Genomic DNA, 22,925 nt, shown 5'->3' on the forward strand with positions numbered 1-22,925 from the left:
GTATAATATCAAGGGAGTATACATAGGGGAGAGGCATTATGCAATGGATGACATTCACAAGATTGAACGGTTAGCGGCAGCTTCATGGCCGGCTTATTTTCAAAAAAGCATAGGGCAATGGCTTCTCAGAGCGAATTTTGGCGTAACCAAAAGGGCAAATAGCGTATGGACGTCTGCGGATATGCCAGAAGGGGATTTTCAGCTAGAGGCTGAACTTTTTTATCAAAGTTTAGGCTTACCTGTTTGTTTTCATATTAGCAACGCATCACCGAAAGGGCTTGATGACGCATTGGCAGACAGCCGTTATGAAAAGGTAGACGAGTGCTTCCAGATGACAGCGTTGTGCCGGTCAATTATGAGCCGAACAAATGACAACAGCCGATTTACATACAAGTGGGAACAAGAGCCATCATCTGTTTGGATAGATGAATTTATTCAATTAGAAGGGTTTTCACCCGAGCGTCACAAAGGTTACAAACACATTTTCGAACGCATGCCGCCGTGTAAAACTTTTTTCAAGATGTATGACAAAGAAAGCCTGACAGCGCTTGGCACGGTTTCTGTCATTGATGGTTATGGCGGACTTAGTAATATCGTTGTAGCTGAGGAGCACAGAGGAAAAGGGGCAGGAACCCAAGTGATCAGGGTGTTGACTGAATGGGCAAAAAACAACGGAGCGGAACGCATGTTTTTACAAGTGATGAAAGACAATCTGGCGGCAGTTTCTTTATATGAAAAGATCGGATTTTCGCCTATATCGGAACACCATTACCGGATTAAAAGATGACCAAAGGAAGGGGTTTGCTGATGGACTCGCTTCAAGAGATGATTTGCGAAAAACGGACATACACACGCCTTTATCATTCACATAAGCACGCATACAGCCAATTTCTTTTTCCGCTTGAAGGGAGTATTGATCTTGAGACTGAAGAGCGCCAGGTGAAATTAAAGCCAGATCATTTTTTATATATTCCGCCGGAGTGTGAGCATCGTTTCCGTTCTATCGGAAGAAATGAATGTCTTGTACTGGATGTTCCGCTTCATGCAATGAAAATTGATGAGTATCGTGCAGGATCGGGAATTGAAGCTGCACTCGATCCTTTCTGGTCTTCGATCAGGTACTTGCTGACAGAGGAAGCAAAGGCCGGAACAGCCAACTCGCTTCATATGCTAGTACAATACATAAAAGAAAAGCTTCAATCCCATAACTATGCCTCAATTGCATACATTCACAGCCATTTATTTGAGCGGCTGACGATTAAGAAGCTGGCAGAAATCGAGCATTATCACCCAGCTTACTATTCAAGCTGGTTCAAAAAACAGACAGGGAAGTCCCCGCAGAACTATATTGCCGACCTTCGCCTTGAGGAAGCAAAACGAATGCTGATGGAGAGAAATGAAACCCTTACCGTCGTGAGCGAGGCGCTGGGCTTTCAAAACCTTTCTTCTTTTACAAGATGGTTCACGAAAAGCACAGGAATGCCGCCCCGCCTGTATCGAAACACCTTATATTCAGATAAAAAATAATGGCTATTTGGTTAAACAAATCTTGAATATCTCCTTTACAATAGGAGAAAAAGGAGTTATTGATATGGCAGTCATTGAAGACTTTGAGAAATTGGATATCAGAACGGGAACAATTGTAAAAGCGGAAGAATTTCCTGAAGCAAGAGTACCGGCAGTCAAGCTTGTGATAGATTTTGGGACTGAAATCGGCATAAAACAATCGAGCGCACAAATCACGAAGCGTTACAAGCCAGAAGATCTCATCAACAAGCAAGTCATAGCAGTCGTGAACTTTCCGCCCCGCCGGATCGCCGGATTTAAATCGGAAGTCTTGGTCCTCGGCGGCATACCCGGCCAGGCCGACGTCGTCCTTTTGCACCCGGATCAGCCTGTCCCAAACGGCACAAAAATCGGATAACGCAAAAAAAGACGTTTGCCTAAGGCAAACGTCTTTGCGTATTGAGGCGATGCACCACACGCCACATTCGTGTGTGCCGTAAGGCATGTACATCGGCTTACACAATTCAGCTCATCGCTATATGAATATAGCATGGAGGGCGAAGGAATGCAAGGATTACTTTGTTTTTGTGATTGAATTTGTCCGTCTAATCAAGATCTTATTATATGAAATGTAATAATCTTTTAGTACAGAAGGTGAGCATGATCTAAGGTAAGCGATTGACCTCATAAGCAACACGTATTCCAGATTCAATCGCGCCTTGCATCCACGCATGAGTGAGTGAGGCGTGTTCTCCGGCGAAATGAATTCTGCCCTCAGGGACAGGAATATAGGGATACAGCTCTAATTCTTGTCCTGGTTCGAAAGCTGTAAAACCTCCCGCAGAATACGGGTACTGGCTCCAGCTAAAAGAAGTGCCAGACACAAATTCAGACCACACAATATCACCATAGATTTCAGATAAATTCAGTAAAGTATACTGGATTCGCTCTCCTTCTGAAAGACTGTCCCATATCAGTGCCTCATCAGCCCAAGTATAACTTGCCAGAATGACGGCATGTCCATTTGCTCCAATATTTCTGCTTGGATAATACGAAAAACGAATCGGTAGATCAGTAATAGATTTGCCGCCGCGCTGCCCGGCTTTTTCCCAAAATCGGCTTTTAAACTCTATGCCGATTTTTGTTGCACTGATATAGTTTAGCTCACGGATGGCCCTCCGTTTATAGTAAGAGAATGAATGGTATGGTTCGACTTTTACAAATCGCAATGTTGAAAAAGGAATGGTTACAATAGCGAGATCTGCTGTGAACGATGCAAATTCTGCCGTTTGTTGATGCTGACAATGGATCGTAACACTATTTTCCCCCTGAGAAATTTTCATCATTTTTTGATGGTATAGAATGTTTGTTTTTAATTGAGGAAGAAACGCGTGAGGCAGCAGATCCATGCCGCCAGTTATCTCATAGAAGTGAGCGGGCGATGAAAAAAAGATAGATTCCCGCAATACTTCAACAAGGGACATCCCCATATACGCTTCCATATCCAAAAGTACACCAATCATATCGATCGCGCCATATGAAAAATACGTGTTTAAAAAAGAGCTTAACGAATGATTTTTGTATTGTTCTTCGACAATCCGCCAATTTCTCGCTGGATTTTGATTGATAAAATTTAGAATAGGCTGCAGTAAAGAAAGCATCAGCTCTTCAGACGTTTTCCCTTGTTCATTTGGTGCAACTGGGTATCTCAATATTCCAGGAGCTCGTTCAAAAACTTGGAGACGTGTTTTGATTCCATTTGCATAAATGATGTCCATCGGGGTTCTGTTGAGAAATACATTTGTTGGCAATTTGAATTTTTTTATATATTCTAAGGTTAACGAATGGTTATTCGGTATGCGCATCGGGCCAGCGTTAAAATACAAATCATCACTAAAGGGAGCTCTCAAAGTGCAGACACGGCCGCCCGCTCTGCCGCTCGCTTCGAGAATCGTTACTCTGTGACCGGCATTTTTCAGCAATGATGCTGATACAAGCCCGGACAATCCAGCTCCTACAACAAGAATATGCTTTGGATGCTGGGATGCGCTAAGGCCATTTCTAATGATCTTTACCATGTCATCATTCATTAGAGAATTCAATTTTTAGAGGCACCTCTTTTTAGAATTTATTGCATTATATTCACTGAAAAGAGCACCTATCACGATCTGTTCACATCTTTTGGAATTTGAAAGGTTATTGTTAAAAGGAAATAAAGGGGTGATGTATGTGACTAACTTTGTTCATAAGACTGTAAATGGCTTGAAAAGTCTTTTAGACGAAAAAGGAGCCATTCAATTGTTTTGTTCTGAAGGAGATATCATGGAGTTCCTTGTTACATTTTCACAGGACAAAGCAACCCTTAACGACATTCAAAGCTTTGAAGCTAAACATCAGATTACCCTTCCAGAGGATTATCAGAAGTTCATGACACTGCATAACGGTGCGAAAATTTTTGAGATTCTTTCTGATGGGGAGAATATAGGTGGAGGACTTCAGCTATTTAGCCTTGAAGAGATTGAAGAGGAGTTAAAATATGAGGATTTGTTTGAAGATATCAATGGTATTCCAATTGGCTACTTATTGGAAGAATGCCATTTAATGATTGATAAAGATAAAGTGAACCAAGGTGATCCCAACTATCTCTATATATTTGAAAGTGGTTTAGAATATAATCCATTAAATGTAAACTTTGAAATATTTTTAGACCGGTATATATTGGCCAATGGAGAACCTTTTTGGGATTGGCGCTACTATACCGCAGAAAATTATTATAGAACAAGATAGTGTGTGATGTATAAGACAGTCATTTGGGCTGTCTTTTTCTGTTATTCAAATAGATTACTGTGGTAAAATTTACATAGAGTAGTCTAGGAAGGAGAATGATATGAAGGTATTTGAGGCTGATTCATTACTCTTTGAGGCCGATAAAAGAACCAAAGAGTATAAGGAACTAAGGTCGCAAATGGTGAAGCTAAGAAAAGCTTTTCAAAACGTAGCTAACCTAGATGACAGTGAGTTTTCAGGCAAGGGTGCTGACAACATTAAAGCATTTTATCATGATCATGTCGGTGTTACTGATCAATGGATTGATTTAATTGACATGAAGATTGCTTTCTTAAGCAGCATGTCTGCAAAACTTGAAGATGCTAAGATGTCTGATGCTTACATAGAAGAATCCTTTTTAGAACACGAGTTGGCTAACGCCTATACAAAATCAAAATCCATTATGTCTGAACAGAAAAAAGCAATGAAAGACATATTAAACGACATCAATGATATTCTTCCCCTTGAAATATTTTCAACAGAAGACTTCAAAGACAAACTTTCTTCTGCAGATGACAAACGTGAAAAAACAATCGATAAGCTAAACAAGCTTGATGAGGATTTAAAAACAGAATACGCTGAAACAGAGCCTAACGAACAGTTCATCCAGCAAGATTTTAAAAAGCTGCAGGAATCAACAGGCAAAGGGAAGAACGCCACTCCGATTCACTATAACGCCAAAGCGTATAGAGAAAGTGACATACATAAGAAAAAAGGCGACATAGAGAAGCATTCTGAAGCTTACTTAAGCGTGAAGAAAGAAGAAGCAAAGGAACGTGAAATCAAGGAATTAAAGAAAAAACTTAATGACGGTGTCTCTGACCCTGATGAATATTTAGAGATTGCTAAGAAAGTAGGGTACGAGAATCTGGAGCCAGCTCAAGTACAGCTTGCAATGCAAATTGAACAAGCGAAGCAACTAGAAGGAGCAGGAGAAATCACTTGGGATATCGTAAAAGGTGTAGGAGTAGGCTTATATGATGTAGGAAAAGACACTGTAACCGGCATATGGGACTTCATCACCGATCCAGGAGAAACACTCTTAGCGCTGGGCAATGCAGTTATTCATCCAGTGAAAACATATGATGCCATTTCAGTAGCCATAGAAGAGTCATATCAAAAGGATATGGTGAATGGAGATGCCTATTCTAGATCAAGATGGGTTACCTATGCTATTGGTTCAGTGGCTGTAGCTGTTGTTGGTACAAAAGGTGCAGGAGCCATTAACAAAGCAGATGCAACGGGGAAGATCATAAACAAAGCAAGTCAGGCAGGGAAGAAAATAAAAGACGTCAAGATTCCAGATTTGCTGCCTTATAATCCTAAGTACGACTTTGCTATGGCAGGGGGCGTGCCATACAATGTGGTTGATAGCCAAAGCCTTAAGAATGAACTTTTGACTAATGCGAAGAAAATACCGGATGGAACAAGAAAACCGTTTACTGGCCAAAAGATAAGCCCCCCTTGGCTAAATAAAGAAAAGTATGAAGCATATGAAATAGAGGGGAAGGTAAAGGCGAAGGGGAAAGTTAAAGATGTAAGCCGTAGAGTGTATACTATGAAAGATATTGATATTAATCAAAAAACAGAATTCGGTGTTACAAATCTTCAGCTTATGAAAAACGGGAATGCCCCTTATGCAAAAGACGGTACACAGATTAATTTACATCACTTGATTCAAGAAGAACCTGGCCCAATGCTTGAAATCCCGAATAGCTTACATACAAAATATAGTGATGTCATTCATCAGCTAAAGTCTGATGGTGAAAGTTTTAGAAATGATAAGGTTTTAAAAGCACAATACGAGAGTTTTAGAAAGAGATATTGGAAGTGGAGAGCGAAACAATTTGAAAATGAGAATTGAGGTGTTTATATGATTTATTCGAAGGTTGAGAAATTTATTAATGAAAATAAACAAAATGCTATATTTACAGAAGGCGCAAGTCATGAAAACATTGGTCGCATTGAAGAAAACCTCCAATGCGATCTCCCCAACAGTTATAAATGGTTTTTAGAAAAATACGGTGCTGGTGGTTTATTCGGTGTTTTAGTTTTAGGCTACAACTTTGATCATGCATCAGTTGTAAATAGGACTAATGAATATAAAGAACACTATGGCCTTACTGATGGACTTGTGGTTATTGAAGATGTTGATTACTTTGCTTACTGTCTAGATACAAATAAAATGAAAGACGGAGAATGCCCTGTAGTTGAATGGGATAGGGTAGTTGGTTATCAAGATACTGTTGCAGAAAGCTTTATTGAATTTTTTTATAATAAGATTCAGGAAGCGAAAGATGATTGGGAAGAGGATGAAGACTGGGACGATTAAGTAAAAATATTGCAATTGCTCAATAGATACACTTGAGTTGCACATCCTCAATCTAAATAAAATAATGGTTTTATCCATAAAGCAATTGTATTCAAATAACATTTCTATATGGTTATAATTAGGATAAGGATTATGCTTTTTAAGATATAAAAAATGCATAAAATAAAAAGACTAGGGTGCTATCAACACCCCGTCTCTGTACTAAAGCTACCCACTAAAGGGCTTGCTCGATGTGATTTCTTGGTAGACCTATCCCTTCAGGTTCTTAGGCTCAAGGGAGGTCTATTTTTTATTTATATATGTCAACAGGGCAATTACAAATGACCCGAATGCAAGCATTAGCATTAATGCCTGGATGTTGACATAGCCTCACTCTCTTTCATAGGGGATGAGCAAGACTCCCTTGAGTGAGCAAACTTAATGTACAGGAAATATTATACTATACTAAATCCCCTTGACGTTGTAAATTCAAACAATATATTGACAACAGCATTTAATAGAATTTCTATTAACATCAATTACATTTGAAATGACAGACACATATGGTAGTTTGCGACTCGCAAAATTCAAGGCGTAATCCTAATTCAGCTATTGAGTAGGATTGTTAAAAAGTGTTGATTTGTTATTTTCAAAATGAAAAGTGAGGATTGTATATGAAGATTGTTAGCCAAGAAATTCAAGATTTGTCCATTAAATCCTTGGAATCAACTTTTAGTAAACTTTCAAATGCTTATAAAAGTACGACAGAAAAAGGTTCAAACACAACTCTTGTCAAAAAGAGACTAAACGCAGTAAAAATTGGCTTAGAAAGCCTAAAAGGTACCTGGAATGGTGAAAATTTTTGCTATGAGCAAGAAATCATATTGACTTCTAAAGAAGTTCTACAAGATATCATTCCATTTATTGAAAAACAAATAGCAAAAGCAAAAGAAGGCAGGTCTCAAAAAACATTAAATGAGCGTCGCTTAACTGCACTAAAACTGGCAATCGAATCTTTAGAGAACCGTCTTATTTGAGAAAATTAATTGTTCCAGAATCGGGTGCGTTACATAAACAAGATTGAAGGAAACCCTATCTACTATGGTTTCTTTTTATTTTTGCGTATTTATCAATATTAAAATTTGACAGAACCTTATTAAATCATTTAAGGGATTGTCGATATTTAACATGTGTAAAAATGGAAAAGGCAATACGATTATAAAAAGCTCTGAGAGGATCGTGATTATCGGTGGTAAATGTAAACTCAAGCGATCTTATTTATAATCCAAAATTCTTAGCATTTTGCAGCTTGGCTACAGAAGGATACGGGGGAAATAACTCAGCTCCCAGTAGATCCATTGGTTTTAGTGAATTCTGTGAAAAACTTGAGAAAAATGAAGTAGTTAAACCCGAGAACAAAAAAAGCTCACCTGACCTAAATAAGTCTTTAGATTATTGGAAATCAAGATTTAATCCAGGAGGCAATCTTTCTGCGCTAGATTCGCAGGTATTAGATATTATCAAAAAAGCTTATAACTTTAATAAAGATAATATGCTGTTGCGAAATGAAGCAGTTAATGCGTATAAAAATTCAAATTAATTATGAGACAGAGCCCAGCTTAATAAAATGCTGGGCGTTTTACTTATTGGGGTTATTTGCTTGCGAATACTCTCGATGTTCTTTCTCCAATTTTAGTATTATCAATAAAGGAGTGAGTCGATATGTTTAGGGATCGGGGAACAATCAATGGATATCAATGATGCTTCCAGAGCATTTAATACAGCTTAAACAAGATTTGATTGATGGATCAAAAATTGAGATGATCAACAAATTGAAGAGATGGGCGTTTTCGTTTCTGAAGCACTTGAATTTTGAAATTCAAACTTTTCAACTATGGATTTGTTTGAAAATGCCGTTGGCAGAGTTCATTCCATTAATTTTGAACAACATAAGCTTTACGTTAAAGATCAACATAACAACACAGTATATATCAACATGAATAACATCATAGGAGTTACATACAATGATTGATTACTCACAATTTCTACGTAAGAATATACTTTGTGTTTTTATACTTCTGGATCGGCTGTTGCAATGGGGCTTAATCCTTGAACATAGTATCTTGCTGTTGTAGGAAATATGGAGAGACAGGGAAGTGTAGTGTCAGCTGCGTCTCCTGCGTTTAAAAAAGAAAAACAGGATCGAGACTTTTTGAGATGCCTGAAGATCAAGAGTGCACATTTACAGTTCCCGAAAAACCATTGTCCACTGCAATATCATAAGCTGATTTCTTTTCTTTGGCCAGATTAAAGTAAGCTAATTCGTTTCCTTGCAGGCCTTCAATAACAAATACATTATCATGGTCAAGGTTGAGATCTAAAAGCATATTTTTGCGTTCACTGAGTGGCTTATTAGCGATTGAATACCCATCAAATTACATCAAAGACACAGTAAACTACCTTATGGACTGATTTTTTGGACATGAAACGTTGCACTGCAGCTTCAAAGTCAAGAGCACCACCTGGGTCAGCTACAATGATTTCACAATCTCTACTGAATATCTCCTTTATACGCAATGGTTCAATGGGGATTAATTACAGATATTACTCCATCTGAATTAGAAACAAGAATTGTGATCCTGCGAAAAAAGGATCAGGATATGGTGGAAGAAGACCACTTATAATGTGTTTCTAGGTATTTGTAATTAAATTACAAATACTTTTAATATTTGCTCATGAATTCGTGGTATTATACTGAAGGGGACGATCAAAAGCTTTGGCGTTAGTAATTAAAAATGTTTTAAATGTATACGAGTGCTGCCTCAAAGTTGGAAAAAATATTATAGGAGGTAACATATGTTTAAGTTTAAAAAGAATTTCTTAGTTGGATTATCGGCAGCTTTAATGAGTATTAGCTTGTTTTCGGCAACCGCCTCTGCAGCTAGCACAGACTACTGGCAAAATTGGACTGATGGGGGCGGTATAGTAAACGCTGTCAATGGGTCTGGCGGGAACTACAGTGTTAATTGGTCTAATACCGGAAATTTTGTTGTTGGTAAAGGTTGGACTACAGGTTCGCCATTTAGGACGATAAACTATAATGCCGGAGTTTGGGCACCGAATGGCAATGGATATTTAACTTTATATGGTTGGACGAGATCACCTCTCATAGAATATTATGTAGTGGATTCATGGGGTACTTATAGACCTACTGGAACGTATAAAGGTACTGTAAAAAGTGATGGGGGTACATATGACATATATACAACTACACGTTATAACGCACCTTCCATTGATGGCGATCGCACTACTTTTACGCAGTACTGGAGTGTTCGTCAGACGAAGAGACCAACTGGAAGCAACGCTACAATCACTTTCAGTAATCATGTGAACGCATGGAAGAGCCATGGAATGAATCTGGGCAGTAATTGGGCTTACCAAGTCATGGCGACAGAAGGATATCAAAGTAGTGGAAGTTCTAACGTAACAGTGTGGTAACAGATCATCTTTAATTAGGGGTAGCTAACGGGCTGCTGATCGTTCCTTGAGAAGTTTTATAATCAATGATTATTAAAATCGTTAGTAATGGTTAAAGGTTGTTTTCTACTAGGTGAACGGCCTTGCAATTGCTGGAGGTAGGGTATTCTCCATCTGGTTTTATAACTTTTCCAATAGGTTAATAGAATGGTATTTAAATGAGAATGCTACAATTTTTTGTAGTCAGCGCTTGCTCACAACAGACACCTTTACATAACTCTTCTTTATCAAACATAAGCCTTATTCAAAATAAAAATATCTAGTAGTTAACCAAATCTTCATAACTTTACACTAGTTAAAGGTGGGACTGTTAAGAACAAAAAGTCTAATTTATGAATGGGGACTCTACGAACAAAGCAAGTAAGTTCAAAAAGAACCCAACTTTAGGATTTCCTTAGAGGATTGAATCAGCTCAAACCAAGTTTTTTAATGCGACTAGCTATGGAAATTAAGAAAAGAACCTGGGCAATTTCACCAGGTTCTTTTTATATTGCACAAAAACAGACACGGTGATATAATCACACTACGTGCGCTTTCTAGTTAAAAGGTTATAGATATCCATCTTATAATTTTATTATATCCTGCTAGGAAGCTCTTGTCAATATTTTTTTTGAAGGGGAGATGTAGAATGAGTTCTTTGGTTCTCGGTTTACATGAAATTGAAAAAACACAGCTTTCGCTCGTTGGAGGAAAAGGGTTACATTTAGGGGAATTATCAAAAATTCAAGGTATACAAGTACCAGAAGGATTTTGTGTCACAACAGTAGGATATCAAAAAGCCATCGAACAAAACGAAACGTTACAAGTGTTGTTGGATCAATTGACCATGCTAAAAGTTGAGGACCGAGATCAAGTTGGTAACATCAGCAGAAAGATTCGGCAAATCATTATGGAAGTAGACATCCCTTCCGATGTTGTGAAAGCAGTGGCTCAATATCTCTCCCAGTTTGGCGAGGAACATGCCTATGCCGTGCGTTCTAGTGCGACTGCTGAAGATTTACCTCATGCTTCTTTTGCCGGTCAACAAGACACCTATTTAAATATTATCGGCGTCGATGCAATCTTGCAGCATATCAGTAAATGCTGGGCGTCCCTATTTACGGATCGCGCGGTTATTTACCGTATGCAAAATGGATTTGACCACAGCCAAGTCTATTTATCCGTTATCGTTCAAAGGATGGTTTTCCCTCAGGCTTCGGGGATTTTATTTACCGCTGATCCGATTACCTCAAGCCGAAAGGTGTTATCCATCGATGCCGGTTTTGGACTTGGTGAAGCACTGGTTTCCGGCTTGGTATCTGCCGATTGTTATAAAGTACAGGATGGGCAAATCATCGATAAGAGAATAGCAACTAAAAAATTGGCTATCTACGGACGAAAAGAAGGCGGAACAGAAACACAGCAGATCGATTCTGATCAGCAAAAGGCTCAAACACTGACTGATGAACAAATTTTACAGCTGGCACGCATTGGAAGAGAGATCGAAGCTCATTTCGGCCAGCCGCAAGATATCGAATGGTGTTTGGCCCGCGATACTTTTTATATTGTACAGAGTCGTCCAATCACTACTTTATTCCCCATCCCTGAAGCGAGTGACCAAGAAAATCACGTCTATATTTCTGTTGGTCATCAACAAATGATGACGGATCCCATAAAACCACTGGGATTGTCTTTTTTTCTGTTGACGACTGCTGCACCCATGCGTAAAGCCGGTGGAAGGCTATTTGTTGATGTCACACATCATCTGGCATCCCCTGACAGCAGAGAAGTTTTCTTAAAAGGCATGGGGCAGCACGATCAGCTCTTAAAAGACGCACTTATGACCATAATAAAGCGACGAGATTTCATAAAGTCGATACCAAATGATAAAACAGCACCAAATCCCAGCAGAGGCAATGCAGATATGCCGGCTCAAGTTGAAAACGATCCGACAATCGTGTCTGATTTGATTGAGAGCAGTCAAACATCGATAGAAGAGTTAAAACAAAACATCCAAACGAAATCAGGATCAGATTTATTTCGTTTTATTCTAGAAGATATCCAGGAATTAAAGAAGATTTTATTTAACCCAGAAAGTTCGGTTGTGATTCGAACTGCTATGAATGCTTCATTATGGATTAACGAAAAAATGAACAAGTGGTTAGGTGAAAAAAACGCAGCAGATACGCTTTCTCAATCTGTACCCCATAATATTACTTCAGAAATGGGTCTTGCGCTATTAGACGTCGCAGATGTGATTCGTCCTTATCCAGAGGTAATTGATTACTTACAACATGTAAAAGATGATAACTTTTTGGATGAACTGGCTAAGTTTGATGGCGGAAGCAAAACCCGAGACGCGATCTATGATTATCTCAGCAAATACGGAATGCGATGTACCGGAGAAATTGATATTACAAGAACTCGATGGAGTGAAAAACCAACTACACTTATCCCAATGATTCTTAATAATATCAATAACAGTGAGCCAAATGCCAGCCATCGGAAATTTGAGCAAGGGCGACAGGAAGCTTTGAAGAAAGAGCAAGAGTTATTAGATCGATTAAAGCAATTACCGGATGGTGAACAAAAAGCCAAAGAAACAAAACGAATGATAGATATCATCCGAAATTTCAGCGGGTTTAGGGAATATCCAAAATACGGCATGATTAATCGATACTTCGTTTATAAGCAGGCTTTACTGGAAGAAGCCGAACGACTCGTAGAAGCGGGCGTTATTCAAGAAAAAGAAGATATATACTATCTCACTTTTGAAGAACTTCACGAAGTCGTACACACACATAAACTGGATTATCAAATCATCAGTACACGAAAAGACGAGTACAAATTATATGAAAAACTATCTCCACCACGTGTTATCACGTCTGATGGTGAAATCGTTACAGGTGAGTATAAACGAGAAAATCTCCCAGCCGGAGCGATTGTAGGTCTACCTGTTTCCTCCGGAGTGATAGAGGGGCGAGCGCGTGTCATTTTAAACATGGAAGATGCTGATTTAGAAGATGGAGATATATTAGTTACCTCCTTTACCGATCCAAGCTGGACACCATTGTTTGTATCCATAAAAGGCCTAGTCACCGAAGTTGGGGGGCTGATGACCCATGGAGCTGTTATAGCCCGTGAATATGGCTTACCTGCAGTTGTTGGCGTTGAAAATGCTGCCAAGCTGATAAAAGATGGGCAACGAATTCGCGTTCATGGTACAGAAGGCTACATTGAAATCTTATAATGTCTGATGTGTGTAGAGAGCCATCAGATATTCCCCACCAGCCCTAACTAGAAGTTGGGAGGCTGCAATTGTACCGAATGATAAAGTTCCCGTTGAACTAACGAAGATCGATAGCACATTAAGAAAAGCTGGAACCTCTTGGAGGAGGTCTGGCTTTTCTATATAAAATTGGCGTAGTGTGCAAAAGCCGCATTTTACGGGCGGCGCTTCTTTAAAGTGAATTGTTTATTACCAGCATTTAAACTTGTATTTGTGCTTAAAACAAGAGAAAAAGGAGCTAAAATGCTCCTTTATAAATTTAAACAACTTTTGTATAAATAGCCTTGTAAAACCCGATTGAGTAATCAAAATAATGACGTGTAAGCGTATAAGTATAACCGTTGTATTCTATTGTTGGCTGGAAGTCCATTGGCAGAGGACTAATGCGGTATATAGTGTCATAATCATATTCATCACTTTTTACTGCAACCTCAGACGAAGTGCCAGCAGCCAATGCGGGAACCGCGGATATTAGCATGCCAAAGGATAAAGCAGAACTCAATAAGATTTTCTTAATCTTCAATTACATCAACTCCATTTACAATTTATACATATATTATGCTGTGATTGGAAGTTGTTTCGAAAGTGAATAATGGATCGTAAAAAGTAAAAAATCTCGATTTTAGCGGAATAAGAGTAAGGGTATGGTTCGAAGGCAACCACATACGAACATTTGAGAAAGAACAAAAAGAAGTAGATCCGTTTGGTGAATGTCCCTTACATATTAACTAAAGTGTAAGTCAATGAAACAATGAATAAAAAATACGAAATATAAGATATTGCTTTTGAAGAACTTGTTTTATGTTTTTGGAATGTATAGATAAGTGCAAAACCCAAGAAGAAAACTGTTACAAACCAAGAAGTGTATTGTGGAAAGAGGGCGACCGCCAATACCATGATTGTTGAAAAAATAAATGAAGAGTAATGAGTTACTTTATGATCATCATTCAATGAAATCACCTCTACGAATTTTTACCCGATTTAGTCTGTGTATTAACAGCTTGTAAAAGATTCAATATGAGAAAATGAAGAAGTTTCTGGATAGGTTTACACTACAGTTTATTGATATGTAGTTATGGAGTGAGATTGTTAAACATGACGGGAGGGAGAAAGGTTGCCGAAAATTGGAGTAAGCTTGATAGTGCTCATTATTTTTCTTGCAGGCTGCAATAAAAATGAACAAAACGGTGACGAAACAAAGATGCAGAGCCTAGTAGGCTATGTCGTGCTTAAAGACAATGAAAGAGCAATTCTCATTACCGATACAAAAGCTCCAGTAAAAGAAGATTACGATCTTTCTGAAGGACAACTTATGAACAAGTTTAAAAATAACATAGTAATTGTAGGATTAAGTGAGATTGATAACACAGATGATCTCAAAAGAGGTGAAAAAATAAAAGTGTGGTTCCATACACTTAAAGAGTCAAATCCACCAAGTGCAACGATACAAAAATATGAATTATTATAAAAAAAATTGTTGAATTCTCATATAGATAACCTCTGAGACAACAAATGTTGTTCTATTGCATTGAAACTGCCAGTGACCAATATCAAGTTCAGTTATGTTAATTCAAGTGGTTTGATATGTTAGTGTCTTCGAACGAGACGAAATATTGGGAAGAGAGTCCGAATATCAATGAGTATTACAAATTGGTCACAGAATAAGAGACTTAAGAGAGTTGTCTGCATTGTATGTTTACTTGAAGGAGAAGAAAATGGATTTTAGGGTGCTTAATCTTAATTCTTGTCAGGTCAAACTTTACTTGTTCCATAGAATGAAAACTTGCCGTTAATTATAATAACGTTTAATTTTGTGGTGTTTAAATATCTGATTCTAGAGGTCTTATGAAAGAACCGTTCATCAAAAAATGAACGGTAGGAGCTTAAAAAAGTAATGTCTTTTCCTTTGTGGCAAAAGGCTAAACACTTTATTTGAGATCGTTAAGGACGACTTTTGCAGCCTCAGCGATAAGAGCATTATCATAATTAGCATCTTTCGTAAAGCGGTTTGACAGAATTGCCACAACAATAGGAGCTCTGTTTGGCGGCCAAACGATAGCAATGTCGTTTCGTGTCCCGTAACTTCCGGCTCCGGATTTATCGCCGACTTCCCATCCTATTGGAGCGCCTGCCCGAATCAGTTCGTCACCAGTAGCATTGCCTCGCATCCAATCGGTTAAGATCGTGCGTTTGTCAGTCGTGAGAGTGTTATCTAAAGTGAAGGCTTTAAGATCGGTTGCCAGTGCTTTTGCGGTGCTGGTGTCACGAATATCACCAGGAATCGCAGAGTTTAGATCCGTCTCGAATCGTTTAGCTTTCGTTACATGATCCCCAATCTGTTTCAGTGACTTTTCAAAACCTTTAGGGCCGCCAAGCTGTTGCAACAAGATGTTCCCAGCGGTATTATCGCTGTAACGGATAGCCGCTTCCGAGATTTCTTTTAGGCTCATGCCTGTATCTAGGTGTTTCTCTGTGATTGGAGAATATGTAACAAGATCGTCCTTGCTGTAGTGGATGACTTCATTAAGTTTTTCAATTGAGTTTTTCTTCAGGACAGCAGCTGCGGCTAGAACTTTATAGGTTGATGCGTAAGCAAATCGTTCATTCGGCCGATAGGCGATTGTCTTGTTTGAACCTGTATCAATTGCATAAACACCAAGCCTGGCATCAAATTTTTTCTCAAGTTGAACAAATTTTTTATTCGTTATACAGCTTGCCATGTTTGTGTCTTCTATGGATTTTGCTTCGGCATGTGTTGAGCTGTAAAAAGGTGTGAAACCAGTAATGCTTAAACATAAAAGCCCAACACATATTCCGAATTTTATTGACGCTTTATTTTTCAACTTCATCAGGCCTCCTCATTCAAATGATTTTGTATTACCTTTGAAATGTTTCCCATGACAGTTAGTGTAACAAACCCCTTTGCGCTAGTAAACATAGAATCAATTGATCTTATATTTTTAATAAGTTGGGAGAACAAGGGCATAAGAATAGAATCAACAAAAAAGCTGACAATGGCTGTCAGCAAAGTCATCTATTAGAAAGCTTTATCAATTGTGTTTGGAGTGTTATTGGATGCAAACGAGAAAAGTTTATCTCTACGTATTTCACACAATGTCAGACTGGGAATATGGATATTTAATTGCGGAACTAAACTCAGGGAGATACTTTAAACAAGATGCAGCATCTTTAAAAGTAGTTACAGTAGGGGTTAATAAAGAAATGATAACTACGTTGGGAGGATTAAGCATAAAACCAGATATTTCTCTTGACGAATGTATTCTTGGGAGTCAAGATCTTATCATTTTACCCGGAGGAAACACTTGGGGAGAAGTTATTCATCAGCCGATCTTGAAAAAAGTAGGCGACGCTTTAAAGCTCGGCACGACTATTGCTGCAATTTGTGGGGCAACCTTGGGCCTCGCGAATGAAGGATACTTAAATTCGAGAAAGCACACAAGCAATGACCTAGAGTATATGAAAATGGTCTGCCCTAATTACAAAGGAGAAACACTATATGAAAAGGAACCTGCAGTATCTGATAAAAATTTGGTTACTGCATCAGGAATTGCTCCTTTGGAATTTGCAGTAGAAGTATTGAAAAAATTAGATGTATTTGCACCAGATACATTGCGTTCATGGTATAAGCTAAATAAGACTCAAAAGCCTGAATATTTCTTTGAGCTAATGAATACAATAAATCGATAGAAAACACTTTAGCAGTTTTTTGTAGTGCTCCTGAACTTATAGGAGCATTTTTTATATGTGTCTAGGAGCTAAATAAAGAAATGCAGAAACTTTTAAAAAGAATATAGATTGGTAAGCCTTATTTCGAATAGAGTTTGATTTGGGTTAAAACTGTTCTTATTAAGGCTCATTTCATGGTGCTAAAGATTCATTTGGAGAAGACTGTCTTGATCAGAAAAGACCCTTCCAATATATTGAAGTAAAAGATATCGGGAGGAACTCTTTTGAAAAAGATGTTGATGTTAGCTTTTACATTTCTTTTGGCTTTGACTATCCATGTAGGGGAAGCTTCGGCCGTTATCGTGAAAGATGAGGAGAAAGTGAGTTTTACAATGACAGAGAATGAAAAATGGTTTATGAAGTCTGATGACCTAAATTCAAACCATTGGACATCTCACTTTGGGTACAGATTCACCATTTTCGATACTGAAGGATGTACAATTAACGCAAGAATCATGCGAATGACTTTGTCAGGATATGAAATAACCGTTAGTGAAAAAAACTTCTCGGGGGATCATTTTGATTTTAGTGCAACTGATCGAGTTGAGACGATGCCTTATAAGACTCATTATTTGATTTTGACAAAAGATCCAGATTGCGGAGATGTTAAAGTAAAAGGTCTATACGGTTTTCAGTTTGATCAGCCAGAATGGTAATAAAAAAGTATCTGGATTCTCACCAGCCTAAACGCCAGCCAAGCTAATGTCTCACATGCAGACATTAGCTTTTTCCATTGTTTTATAGGCTGTCGTCAGGATTCTAGAAGACTTTCTCGTAATAGTCGTCACCTGTCACATGAAGCCCAAATGACAGGGGAAATGTATATCTTTATACATTCACACTTTCCGTCGTGAAAATGTAAATGTATTCATAAAAATCCCGCAGCATATCAGCAGTGCGCCGAGGATAATATTGATGGTGATCTGTTCGTGCAATTGCAGCCATCCAAAGAATAGGGCCAATACGGGAACAAACATTAATGCCATGGATGCTTTTGACGCTTGGATTTGATTGAGCACCCAAAACCATACGACAAAGGTAAAGCCGGTGGAAAGCAAGCCATTAAACAGCAATGACCACACCGCCTGATATGTCCACTCGGCTGAAGGGACCGGCTCAAATATAAAGGAAAACACCAATAACATGACGGCTCCCATCATAAGGTGCCAGGCATTCATGTGAATAATATCGATATGCTTGAATTGTAGCTTGCTGAACACATTCGCGATTCCCCAGCTAAGCGCTGCCGCAAGTACGCACAGCTCCCCAAATAAAGCACTTTGATCGATATTGAGCATTTCCTTTCCAAATATAAATAACAGTCCGAAGAGGCCGCAGACCAGTCCCATCGTTTTATACACATTCATTTTCTCGTTTAATGAAAAATGGCTGATCACCGTAACAAATATAGGCATTGTATATACCAAAACAGAGGTTTTCCCTGAATCGACAAACTGCATTCCATACGTCAAAATCCCCATATAGCCCAGCCCCATCAACAGGCTCATAATGATATAGCTTTTGAGATGTTCTTTTTGAATTGAAAGCTTTTTTCTTTGGATGAAGAGAATGAGAAATAAAGGAACTGCTCCGATGAACAGGCGCAAACCCGAAAATAAAAGCGGGGGGATGTCATGAATTCCTACTTTCATCGCAACCCAAGTATAACCCCAAATAAGTGTGACAGATATGATTCCCAGCATAACTTTTACCATAATGAAGCCGCCTTTCTTGTTAAAATATCGTGCTGGTTTCTATCATATGTTACATTTATGTATAACTGAAATACATTTTTATTATTGGGGGTATAACCAAATGGTTATGAACATGAACCATCTTCACATATTTGTAAAAGTCGGGGAGAAATTAAATATTACAGAAGCGGCAAAAGAATTGTTCATCTCTCAGCCGGCGGTAAGTAAAGCGATAAAAAACCTGGAGAGCTCACTGCAGCTCAAATTATTGATCAGGGATAAACATCATGGTTTAATGCTGACTGACATCGGAAAAGAAATATTGCTGCTGGCGAGGCAAATGAAGGGAATTGAAAGCAAAATATATCAAGTAGCCAACCGGGAAAACAAGCTGTTAAACGGGAAGGTGAAAATTGGTTCATTTCCTGCAGTTTCAACAAATATCATGCCACAGGCGATTGCGGCATTCAGATCAAACTACCCGCTGATCCGCATAGAATTGATCGAAGGAACCTCTGACCAAATAAAAGGATGGGTTGAAGATCGGACGGTTGATATCGGGATCGCAGCATCTCCATTTGAACCGTTTGAAAATCAGCTATTGTGTAACGACTATATGGTGGCCGTCATCCCGCCGCAGCGTGACGAATTAAAACTTGAAAAGCATGTCGACCTTGAAACATATCAAGATGACCTCATTTTTTGTAAAGGCGGTCATGAAATCGCGATGTCAAACGCATTTTCGCAATACAACATCGAATTAAAGGAAAACTTAACTGTGCAAAATGCCGAAACCTTGATTAATATGGTCAAAAATAACTTGGGTATCGGCATCATTTCAAACTTTACACTTTCATCCGTCCCGCATCAATTGATTAAAAAGGACATCTTTCCTAGGGTTACACGCGATATTGGCGTCATCGTACATTCATTTGAAGAGATAACGCCGGCGGCGCATGAGTTTGTCAAAGTGTTGAAAGCAGTTGTAATCTGAATCAGTTATCGTGTTGCGATGAAATTTGAAGAAGATGAATACTCACCGGCAGAGTTACATAAAAGAAAAAAGCAACCATTTGAACGTTGCTTTTCACTCTATTTGGGACCTTGTATGCGTATGCTAAGAAAAAGATTCATCCATCTCTGCCTTTGTGAGACTCTGCTCCTTAACTTGTTTTAATGATGCTACTATAAGAAAGCTAACAATCACTAGCAAGAGCCATGAACTTACCTTTCCAAGGTGTACGAGACTCCATGTATCGATTTGGTTTGGATATTTCCAAGCTCCAAAAAACGTAGCGATATTTTCCGCTATCCATATAAAAAATCCGATGAGTACAAAAGAAAGTGCGAGCGGCATACGGTAACGAGCTCCATTCACCTCGTATGTAACCCATGTTTGCCAAAAGACAATGATGACAAGCCCAGATAACCACCATCGAATATCTATAGAAAAATGGTGGGTGAAAAAATTCAAATAAATTGCTGCGGCAAGCGGGACAACTGCAAAAAAAGGCGGCCACTTAACCAGTTCAACTTTAAGCCTTCTCCATGCCTGGCACAAATAACTGGCTACACTTGCGTACATAAAGCCGCTATACAAAGGTACTCCAAATATTTTGGAGTATCCTTCTTCTGGGTAAGACCAGGAGCCCATATGGACTTTAAAAAGTTCCAGAGCAAGCCCAATAAGATGGAATAATGTGATCACTTTTAATTCATCCCGTGTTTCAAGACCGGAACGCACCATCCACAATTGCATGAGAACGCAGATAATGAGCAGCCAGTCATATCGCGGCAAGAAGGGCAGTGGGATGATTTGCGTAATAGCCAAAGAGGCAAAAATAACGGCAGGAAACAAACATGAAAGGGCTTGTTCCCAGCCAAAATGAACGATTTGTTTTATTGCTCTCATGATATATGCCTCCTCCATAGTTGTGTTCTTCGTGTATGGAAGGGACGCTTAGTATAGCAGCTAGATGGATATAAGTTTATGTCCATAAGCTCACCGCCAATCACTTTATTTTTCTGTTGATCTTACATATTTTTTTGCGAATCCTGTGTGGCTTCATCACTTCGGTATTCCAATATATCCCCGGGCTGACATTCTAAAGCCTTGCAAATCGCTTCTAAAGTTGATAATCGAATAGCCTTTGCTTTTCCGTTTTTCAATATCGAAAGATTAGCCATGGTGATGCCAACTCTCTCTGAAAGCTCTGTTACGCTCATTTTCCTCTTAGCAAGCATCACATCAATGTTGATAATAATCGCCATGTCATCACCTCAGACCGTTAAGTCATTTTCTGATTTTATATCTATCGCTTCTTTTAACAGTTTTTGAAGAACAGCAGCAAAGACCGCAATCACCATTGAAGCAAAAATAATAACCAATCCGATCACAATGATACCGGGGGCGTCGTCTATCTCGGCCATCAGATAAAAGACAGGCATGCCTGCTGCGTAAAAGATACTGATAGTGACTGCGCAGTATTTTATATTCTTCAAAGCTCTTACAGACAAACCCGAGAAAGCTTTGTTTTTGTCAATATAGCTTAAAAGTTTGAACGCTTGATAAAGAGCAAAGTAAAAAGGTATCGCCGTTACATACAAATAGATGAAAACGAGATATTTTATATAAGCGATATTTGGAAATAATTCTGCTGAATAGTTGGCTATCTTAGGCACTAAAAAAATGCATAAAGCAAGAATTGGAATTCCAATAAGAACCAAAGCTATCTTTAAAAAAATTGTCGACATTCGATTCATAACAAGCACCTCATTTATTTGTTGTCTAATTGAATGTAACAAAAAATTTATCGTTTCTCAATAAAAAAATATTGAAATGGATTGATTTGTTGTTGTTATAGGAGACCCTTTTCATTTTTGCCAAGACAAAAAAGCATCCCTCATCACTGGGAGATGCTGAACTACTTCAAACTTGCCGACTGAATGAACCGTGTGCTCAGTGAGCTCAGGGATCGGTCTGATCATAAAGCTAAGCTCTTTTATGAAGGTTTTTATCAACGTCTAAAGATTCAAACAAACGATGGGAAGAAATACATCAAAGGATAAGCGGCTGTTCATACTAATGATCGGGAGGTAAACCGACTTATGATACAAATTTTGATCACTGGTCTTTTTTTATTGGCTCAGCCGAGTGAGCCGCAGGACAGTTTAACGGTCACACAGCAAGGACGGACGATTGCCACTGTTAACCGTGAAGACTTTACAATGCCTCTTCCCGGCACTCCAATGGTTGACTATGAAAAATACAGTAAATTCATCAAACAGCTTGATCAGAAAGTGTACCGTGAGCCGATAAATGCTGTCCTTAACGATCATGGAAGCATCGTCCCGGGCAGGGTTGGCTACAAACTGTATCAACAGGCGTTTATGGAAAAGTTTTATGCGTATTTTTATGGGCAAGGTCCCTCCAAGATAGAAGTGCCGGAAATGAACATTTATCCGAAAGTTGACAGCGAGCTGCTAGCTCACATCAGTACGCAGCAGCTTGGTCAGTACGTGACGTATTTTAACTCAAGCAATAAAAGCCGTTCACACAATATTTCTCTATCTGCAAAAGCAATCGACAATCACGTTGTTTTCCCTAATGAGACGTTTTCGTTTAACCAAGTTGTGGGAATGAGAACTCGGAACAAAGGATATAAAAGTGCACCCATTATTGTAAAAGGGGAGTTGTCTGAAGGTGTAGGAGGAGGAATTTGTCAGGTGTCCTCAACTCTATTTAATGCAGTTGATCGTGCAGGACTGCAGATCGTTCAGCGCTATTCTCATACTAGAAGTGTACCATATGTACCGCCCGGACGGGATGCGACGGTAAGCTGGGGAGGTCCTGACTTTCGCTTTCAAAACCAATATAACCAACCAATCTTAATTCGGGCAAAAAGGTATGGGGGAAGTATGATTATTACGCTATACTCTTCTGATGTGATAAACAGCAAATTGAGAAAAATCCCCAAAGCTCCCTCTCGGATACCGAAAGAAATAAATGCAGAGCAGTAAAGACAAAACCTCAGGT

General features: G+C 38.8%; 23 protein-coding genes and 5 pseudogenes. 18 read left to right on the forward strand and 10 right to left on the reverse strand.

Annotated elements, in window-relative coordinates:
* Positions 1 to 43 precede the first annotated feature (43 nt).
* The 3 genes from FB592_RS18640 (at position 44) to csaA (ending at position 1,924) form a co-directional block, all read left to right on the forward strand.
* The gene (locus FB592_RS18640; RefSeq protein WP_021481454.1) at positions 44 to 787 is read left to right on the forward strand and encodes a GNAT family N-acetyltransferase; all 744 of its coding nucleotides are present in this window, start codon (positions 44 to 46) and stop codon (positions 785 to 787) included.
* Positions 788 to 801: 14 nt separating this feature from the next.
* Positions 802 to 1,527: a helix-turn-helix domain-containing protein gene (locus FB592_RS18645; protein ID WP_072174094.1), complete on the forward strand. Its 726-nt coding sequence runs from the start codon at positions 802 to 804 to the stop codon at positions 1,525 to 1,527.
* A gap of 64 nt (positions 1,528 to 1,591) precedes the next feature.
* Positions 1,592 to 1,924, forward strand: coding sequence for a chaperone CsaA (gene csaA, locus FB592_RS18650; protein WP_070549171.1), 333 nt, complete (start codon positions 1,592 to 1,594; stop codon positions 1,922 to 1,924).
* A gap of 247 nt (positions 1,925 to 2,171) precedes the next feature.
* On the opposite strand, the gene FB592_RS18655 is transcribed toward csaA, so the two are convergent.
* Entirely contained in the window at positions 2,172 to 3,608 is a 1,437-nt protein-coding gene (locus FB592_RS18655) for a flavin monoamine oxidase family protein (RefSeq protein ID WP_120363441.1), read from the reverse strand.
* A gap of 127 nt (positions 3,609 to 3,735) precedes the next feature.
* On the opposite strand from FB592_RS18655, the gene FB592_RS18660 reads away from it, so the two are divergent.
* The 3 genes from FB592_RS18660 to yobK all read left to right on the forward strand — a co-directional run bounded on the left by FB592_RS18660 (position 3,736) and on the right by yobK (position 6,664).
* On the forward strand, positions 3,736 to 4,293 hold the full coding sequence (locus tag FB592_RS18660; protein WP_032726556.1) for an SMI1/KNR4 family protein: 558 nt from the start codon (positions 3,736 to 3,738) through the stop codon (positions 4,291 to 4,293).
* A gap of 100 nt (positions 4,294 to 4,393) precedes the next feature.
* The gene (gene yobL / locus FB592_RS18665; protein ID WP_141949967.1) at positions 4,394 to 6,196 is read left to right on the forward strand and encodes an LXG family T7SS effector ribonuclease toxin YobL; all 1,803 of its coding nucleotides are present in this window, start codon (positions 4,394 to 4,396) and stop codon (positions 6,194 to 6,196) included.
* A 9-nt stretch (positions 6,197 to 6,205) separates the two neighbouring features.
* Positions 6,206 to 6,664, forward strand: a complete 459-nt coding sequence (gene yobK / locus FB592_RS18670; protein ID WP_141949969.1) for a type VII secretion system immunity protein YobK — start codon at positions 6,206 to 6,208, stop codon at positions 6,662 to 6,664.
* Between the two features lie 282 nt (positions 6,665 to 6,946).
* Here the strand turns inward: yobK and FB592_RS18675 are convergent, their stop codons facing one another.
* Positions 6,947 to 7,021: a putative holin-like toxin gene (locus FB592_RS18675; protein ID WP_256683490.1), complete on the reverse strand. Its 75-nt coding sequence runs from the start codon at positions 7,019 to 7,021 to the stop codon at positions 6,947 to 6,949.
* 296 nt (positions 7,022 to 7,317) lie between these two features.
* Between FB592_RS18675 and FB592_RS18680 the strand changes: the two genes are divergently transcribed.
* From FB592_RS18680 to FB592_RS18695, 4 genes and pseudogenes are all read left to right on the forward strand, one after another.
* A complete protein-coding gene (locus FB592_RS18680) occupies positions 7,318 to 7,680 on the forward strand; it encodes a hypothetical protein (protein ID WP_049141160.1) in 363 nt (120 codons plus the stop codon).
* A 212-nt stretch (positions 7,681 to 7,892) separates the two neighbouring features.
* Positions 7,893 to 8,243 (forward strand): hypothetical protein, encoded by a 351-nt coding sequence (locus tag FB592_RS18685; RefSeq protein WP_049141159.1) that lies wholly within the window; start codon positions 7,893 to 7,895, stop codon positions 8,241 to 8,243.
* A gap of 122 nt (positions 8,244 to 8,365) precedes the next feature.
* Positions 8,366 to 8,675: pseudogene (locus FB592_RS18690) on the forward strand (YolD-like family protein).
* Positions 8,668 to 8,923 (forward strand): annotated as a pseudogene (locus tag FB592_RS18695) (UV damage repair protein UvrX); the annotation flags it as partial. The pseudogenes FB592_RS18690 and FB592_RS18695, both read left to right, overlap by 8 nt.
* An 11-nt stretch (positions 8,924 to 8,934) precedes the next feature.
* Here the strand turns inward: FB592_RS18695 and FB592_RS21200 are convergent.
* A pseudogene (locus FB592_RS21200) lies at positions 8,935 to 9,193 on the reverse strand (ATP-dependent DNA ligase); the annotation flags it as partial.
* Between the two features lie 306 nt (positions 9,194 to 9,499).
* Between FB592_RS21200 and xynA the strand changes: the two are divergent.
* Both xynA and ppsA read left to right on the forward strand, forming a co-directional pair.
* Positions 9,500 to 10,141, forward strand: a complete 642-nt coding sequence (xynA, locus tag FB592_RS18700; protein WP_015251938.1) for an endo-1,4-beta-xylanase XynA — start codon at positions 9,500 to 9,502, stop codon at positions 10,139 to 10,141.
* Positions 10,142 to 10,808: 667 nt separating this feature from the next.
* Complete coding sequence (ppsA, locus tag FB592_RS18705; RefSeq protein WP_141949971.1) at positions 10,809 to 13,409, forward strand: phosphoenolpyruvate synthase; 2,601 nt, start codon at positions 10,809 to 10,811, stop codon at positions 13,407 to 13,409.
* A gap of 298 nt (positions 13,410 to 13,707) precedes the next feature.
* Here the strand turns inward: ppsA and FB592_RS18710 are convergent, their stop codons facing one another.
* Both FB592_RS18710 and FB592_RS21205 read right to left on the reverse strand, forming a co-directional pair.
* Positions 13,708 to 13,971, reverse strand: a complete 264-nt coding sequence (locus FB592_RS18710) for a hypothetical protein (RefSeq protein WP_038829969.1) — start codon at positions 13,969 to 13,971, stop codon at positions 13,708 to 13,710.
* Between the two features lie 194 nt (positions 13,972 to 14,165).
* Positions 14,166 to 14,399, reverse strand: a complete 234-nt coding sequence (locus tag FB592_RS21205) for a hypothetical protein (RefSeq protein ID WP_080332523.1) — start codon at positions 14,397 to 14,399, stop codon at positions 14,166 to 14,168.
* Positions 14,400 to 14,562: 163 nt separating this feature from the next.
* Between FB592_RS21205 and FB592_RS18720 the strand changes: the two genes are divergently transcribed.
* Both FB592_RS18720 and FB592_RS18725 read left to right on the forward strand, forming a co-directional pair.
* Entirely contained in the window at positions 14,563 to 14,916 is a 354-nt protein-coding gene (locus FB592_RS18720) for a DUF3221 domain-containing protein (RefSeq protein WP_038829970.1), read from the forward strand.
* 107 nt (positions 14,917 to 15,023) lie between these two features.
* Positions 15,024 to 15,113, forward strand: a pseudogene (locus tag FB592_RS18725) (SMI1/KNR4 family protein); the annotation flags it as partial.
* A 263-nt stretch (positions 15,114 to 15,376) separates the two neighbouring features.
* Here the strand turns inward: FB592_RS18725 and bla are convergent.
* Positions 15,377 to 16,297 (reverse strand): class A beta-lactamase, encoded by a 921-nt coding sequence (gene bla, locus FB592_RS18730; RefSeq protein ID WP_046160472.1) that lies wholly within the window; start codon positions 16,295 to 16,297, stop codon positions 15,377 to 15,379.
* Positions 16,298 to 16,523: 226 nt separating this feature from the next.
* Here bla and FB592_RS18735 point away from each other — a divergent pair, with 226 nt between their 5' ends.
* Both FB592_RS18735 and FB592_RS18740 read left to right on the forward strand, forming a co-directional pair.
* Complete coding sequence (locus FB592_RS18735; protein ID WP_072174149.1) at positions 16,524 to 17,156, forward strand: type 1 glutamine amidotransferase family protein; 633 nt, start codon at positions 16,524 to 16,526, stop codon at positions 17,154 to 17,156.
* Positions 17,157 to 17,419: 263 nt separating this feature from the next.
* A complete protein-coding gene (locus FB592_RS18740; protein WP_004399438.1) occupies positions 17,420 to 17,851 on the forward strand; it encodes a hypothetical protein in 432 nt (143 codons plus the stop codon).
* A gap of 180 nt (positions 17,852 to 18,031) precedes the next feature.
* Here the strand turns inward: FB592_RS18740 and FB592_RS18745 are convergent, their stop codons facing one another.
* On the reverse strand, positions 18,032 to 18,910 hold the full coding sequence (locus FB592_RS18745) for a DMT family transporter (RefSeq protein WP_021481420.1): 879 nt from the start codon (positions 18,908 to 18,910) through the stop codon (positions 18,032 to 18,034).
* 100 nt (positions 18,911 to 19,010) lie between these two features.
* Here FB592_RS18745 and FB592_RS18750 point away from each other — a divergent pair, with 100 nt between their 5' ends.
* Positions 19,011 to 19,883: a LysR family transcriptional regulator gene (locus FB592_RS18750; RefSeq protein WP_021481419.1), complete on the forward strand. Its 873-nt coding sequence runs from the start codon at positions 19,011 to 19,013 to the stop codon at positions 19,881 to 19,883.
* Between the two features lie 123 nt (positions 19,884 to 20,006).
* Here the strand turns inward: FB592_RS18750 and FB592_RS18755 are convergent, their stop codons facing one another.
* The 3 genes and pseudogenes from FB592_RS18755 to FB592_RS18765 all read right to left on the reverse strand — a co-directional run bounded on the left by FB592_RS18755 (position 20,007) and on the right by FB592_RS18765 (position 21,652).
* A complete protein-coding gene (locus FB592_RS18755) occupies positions 20,007 to 20,801 on the reverse strand; it encodes a DUF817 domain-containing protein (RefSeq protein WP_021481418.1) in 795 nt (264 codons plus the stop codon).
* A 105-nt stretch (positions 20,802 to 20,906) separates the two neighbouring features.
* Positions 20,907 to 21,160 (reverse strand): annotated as a pseudogene (locus FB592_RS18760) (helix-turn-helix domain-containing protein).
* Between the two features lie 9 nt (positions 21,161 to 21,169).
* Complete coding sequence (locus FB592_RS18765) at positions 21,170 to 21,652, reverse strand: DUF2975 domain-containing protein (RefSeq protein WP_015251949.1); 483 nt, start codon at positions 21,650 to 21,652, stop codon at positions 21,170 to 21,172.
* 345 nt (positions 21,653 to 21,997) lie between these two features.
* On the opposite strand from FB592_RS18765, the gene FB592_RS18770 reads away from it, so the two are divergent.
* The gene (locus FB592_RS18770; protein ID WP_015714063.1) at positions 21,998 to 22,909 is read left to right on the forward strand and encodes a VanW family protein; all 912 of its coding nucleotides are present in this window, start codon (positions 21,998 to 22,000) and stop codon (positions 22,907 to 22,909) included.
* Positions 22,910 to 22,925: the final 16 nt, after the last annotated feature.

Origin of the sequence: Bacillus sp. SJZ110 (genome assembly GCF_006715455.1) — a bacterium.
Classification (GTDB): Bacteria; Bacillota; Bacilli; order Bacillales; family Bacillaceae; genus Bacillus; species Bacillus subtilis.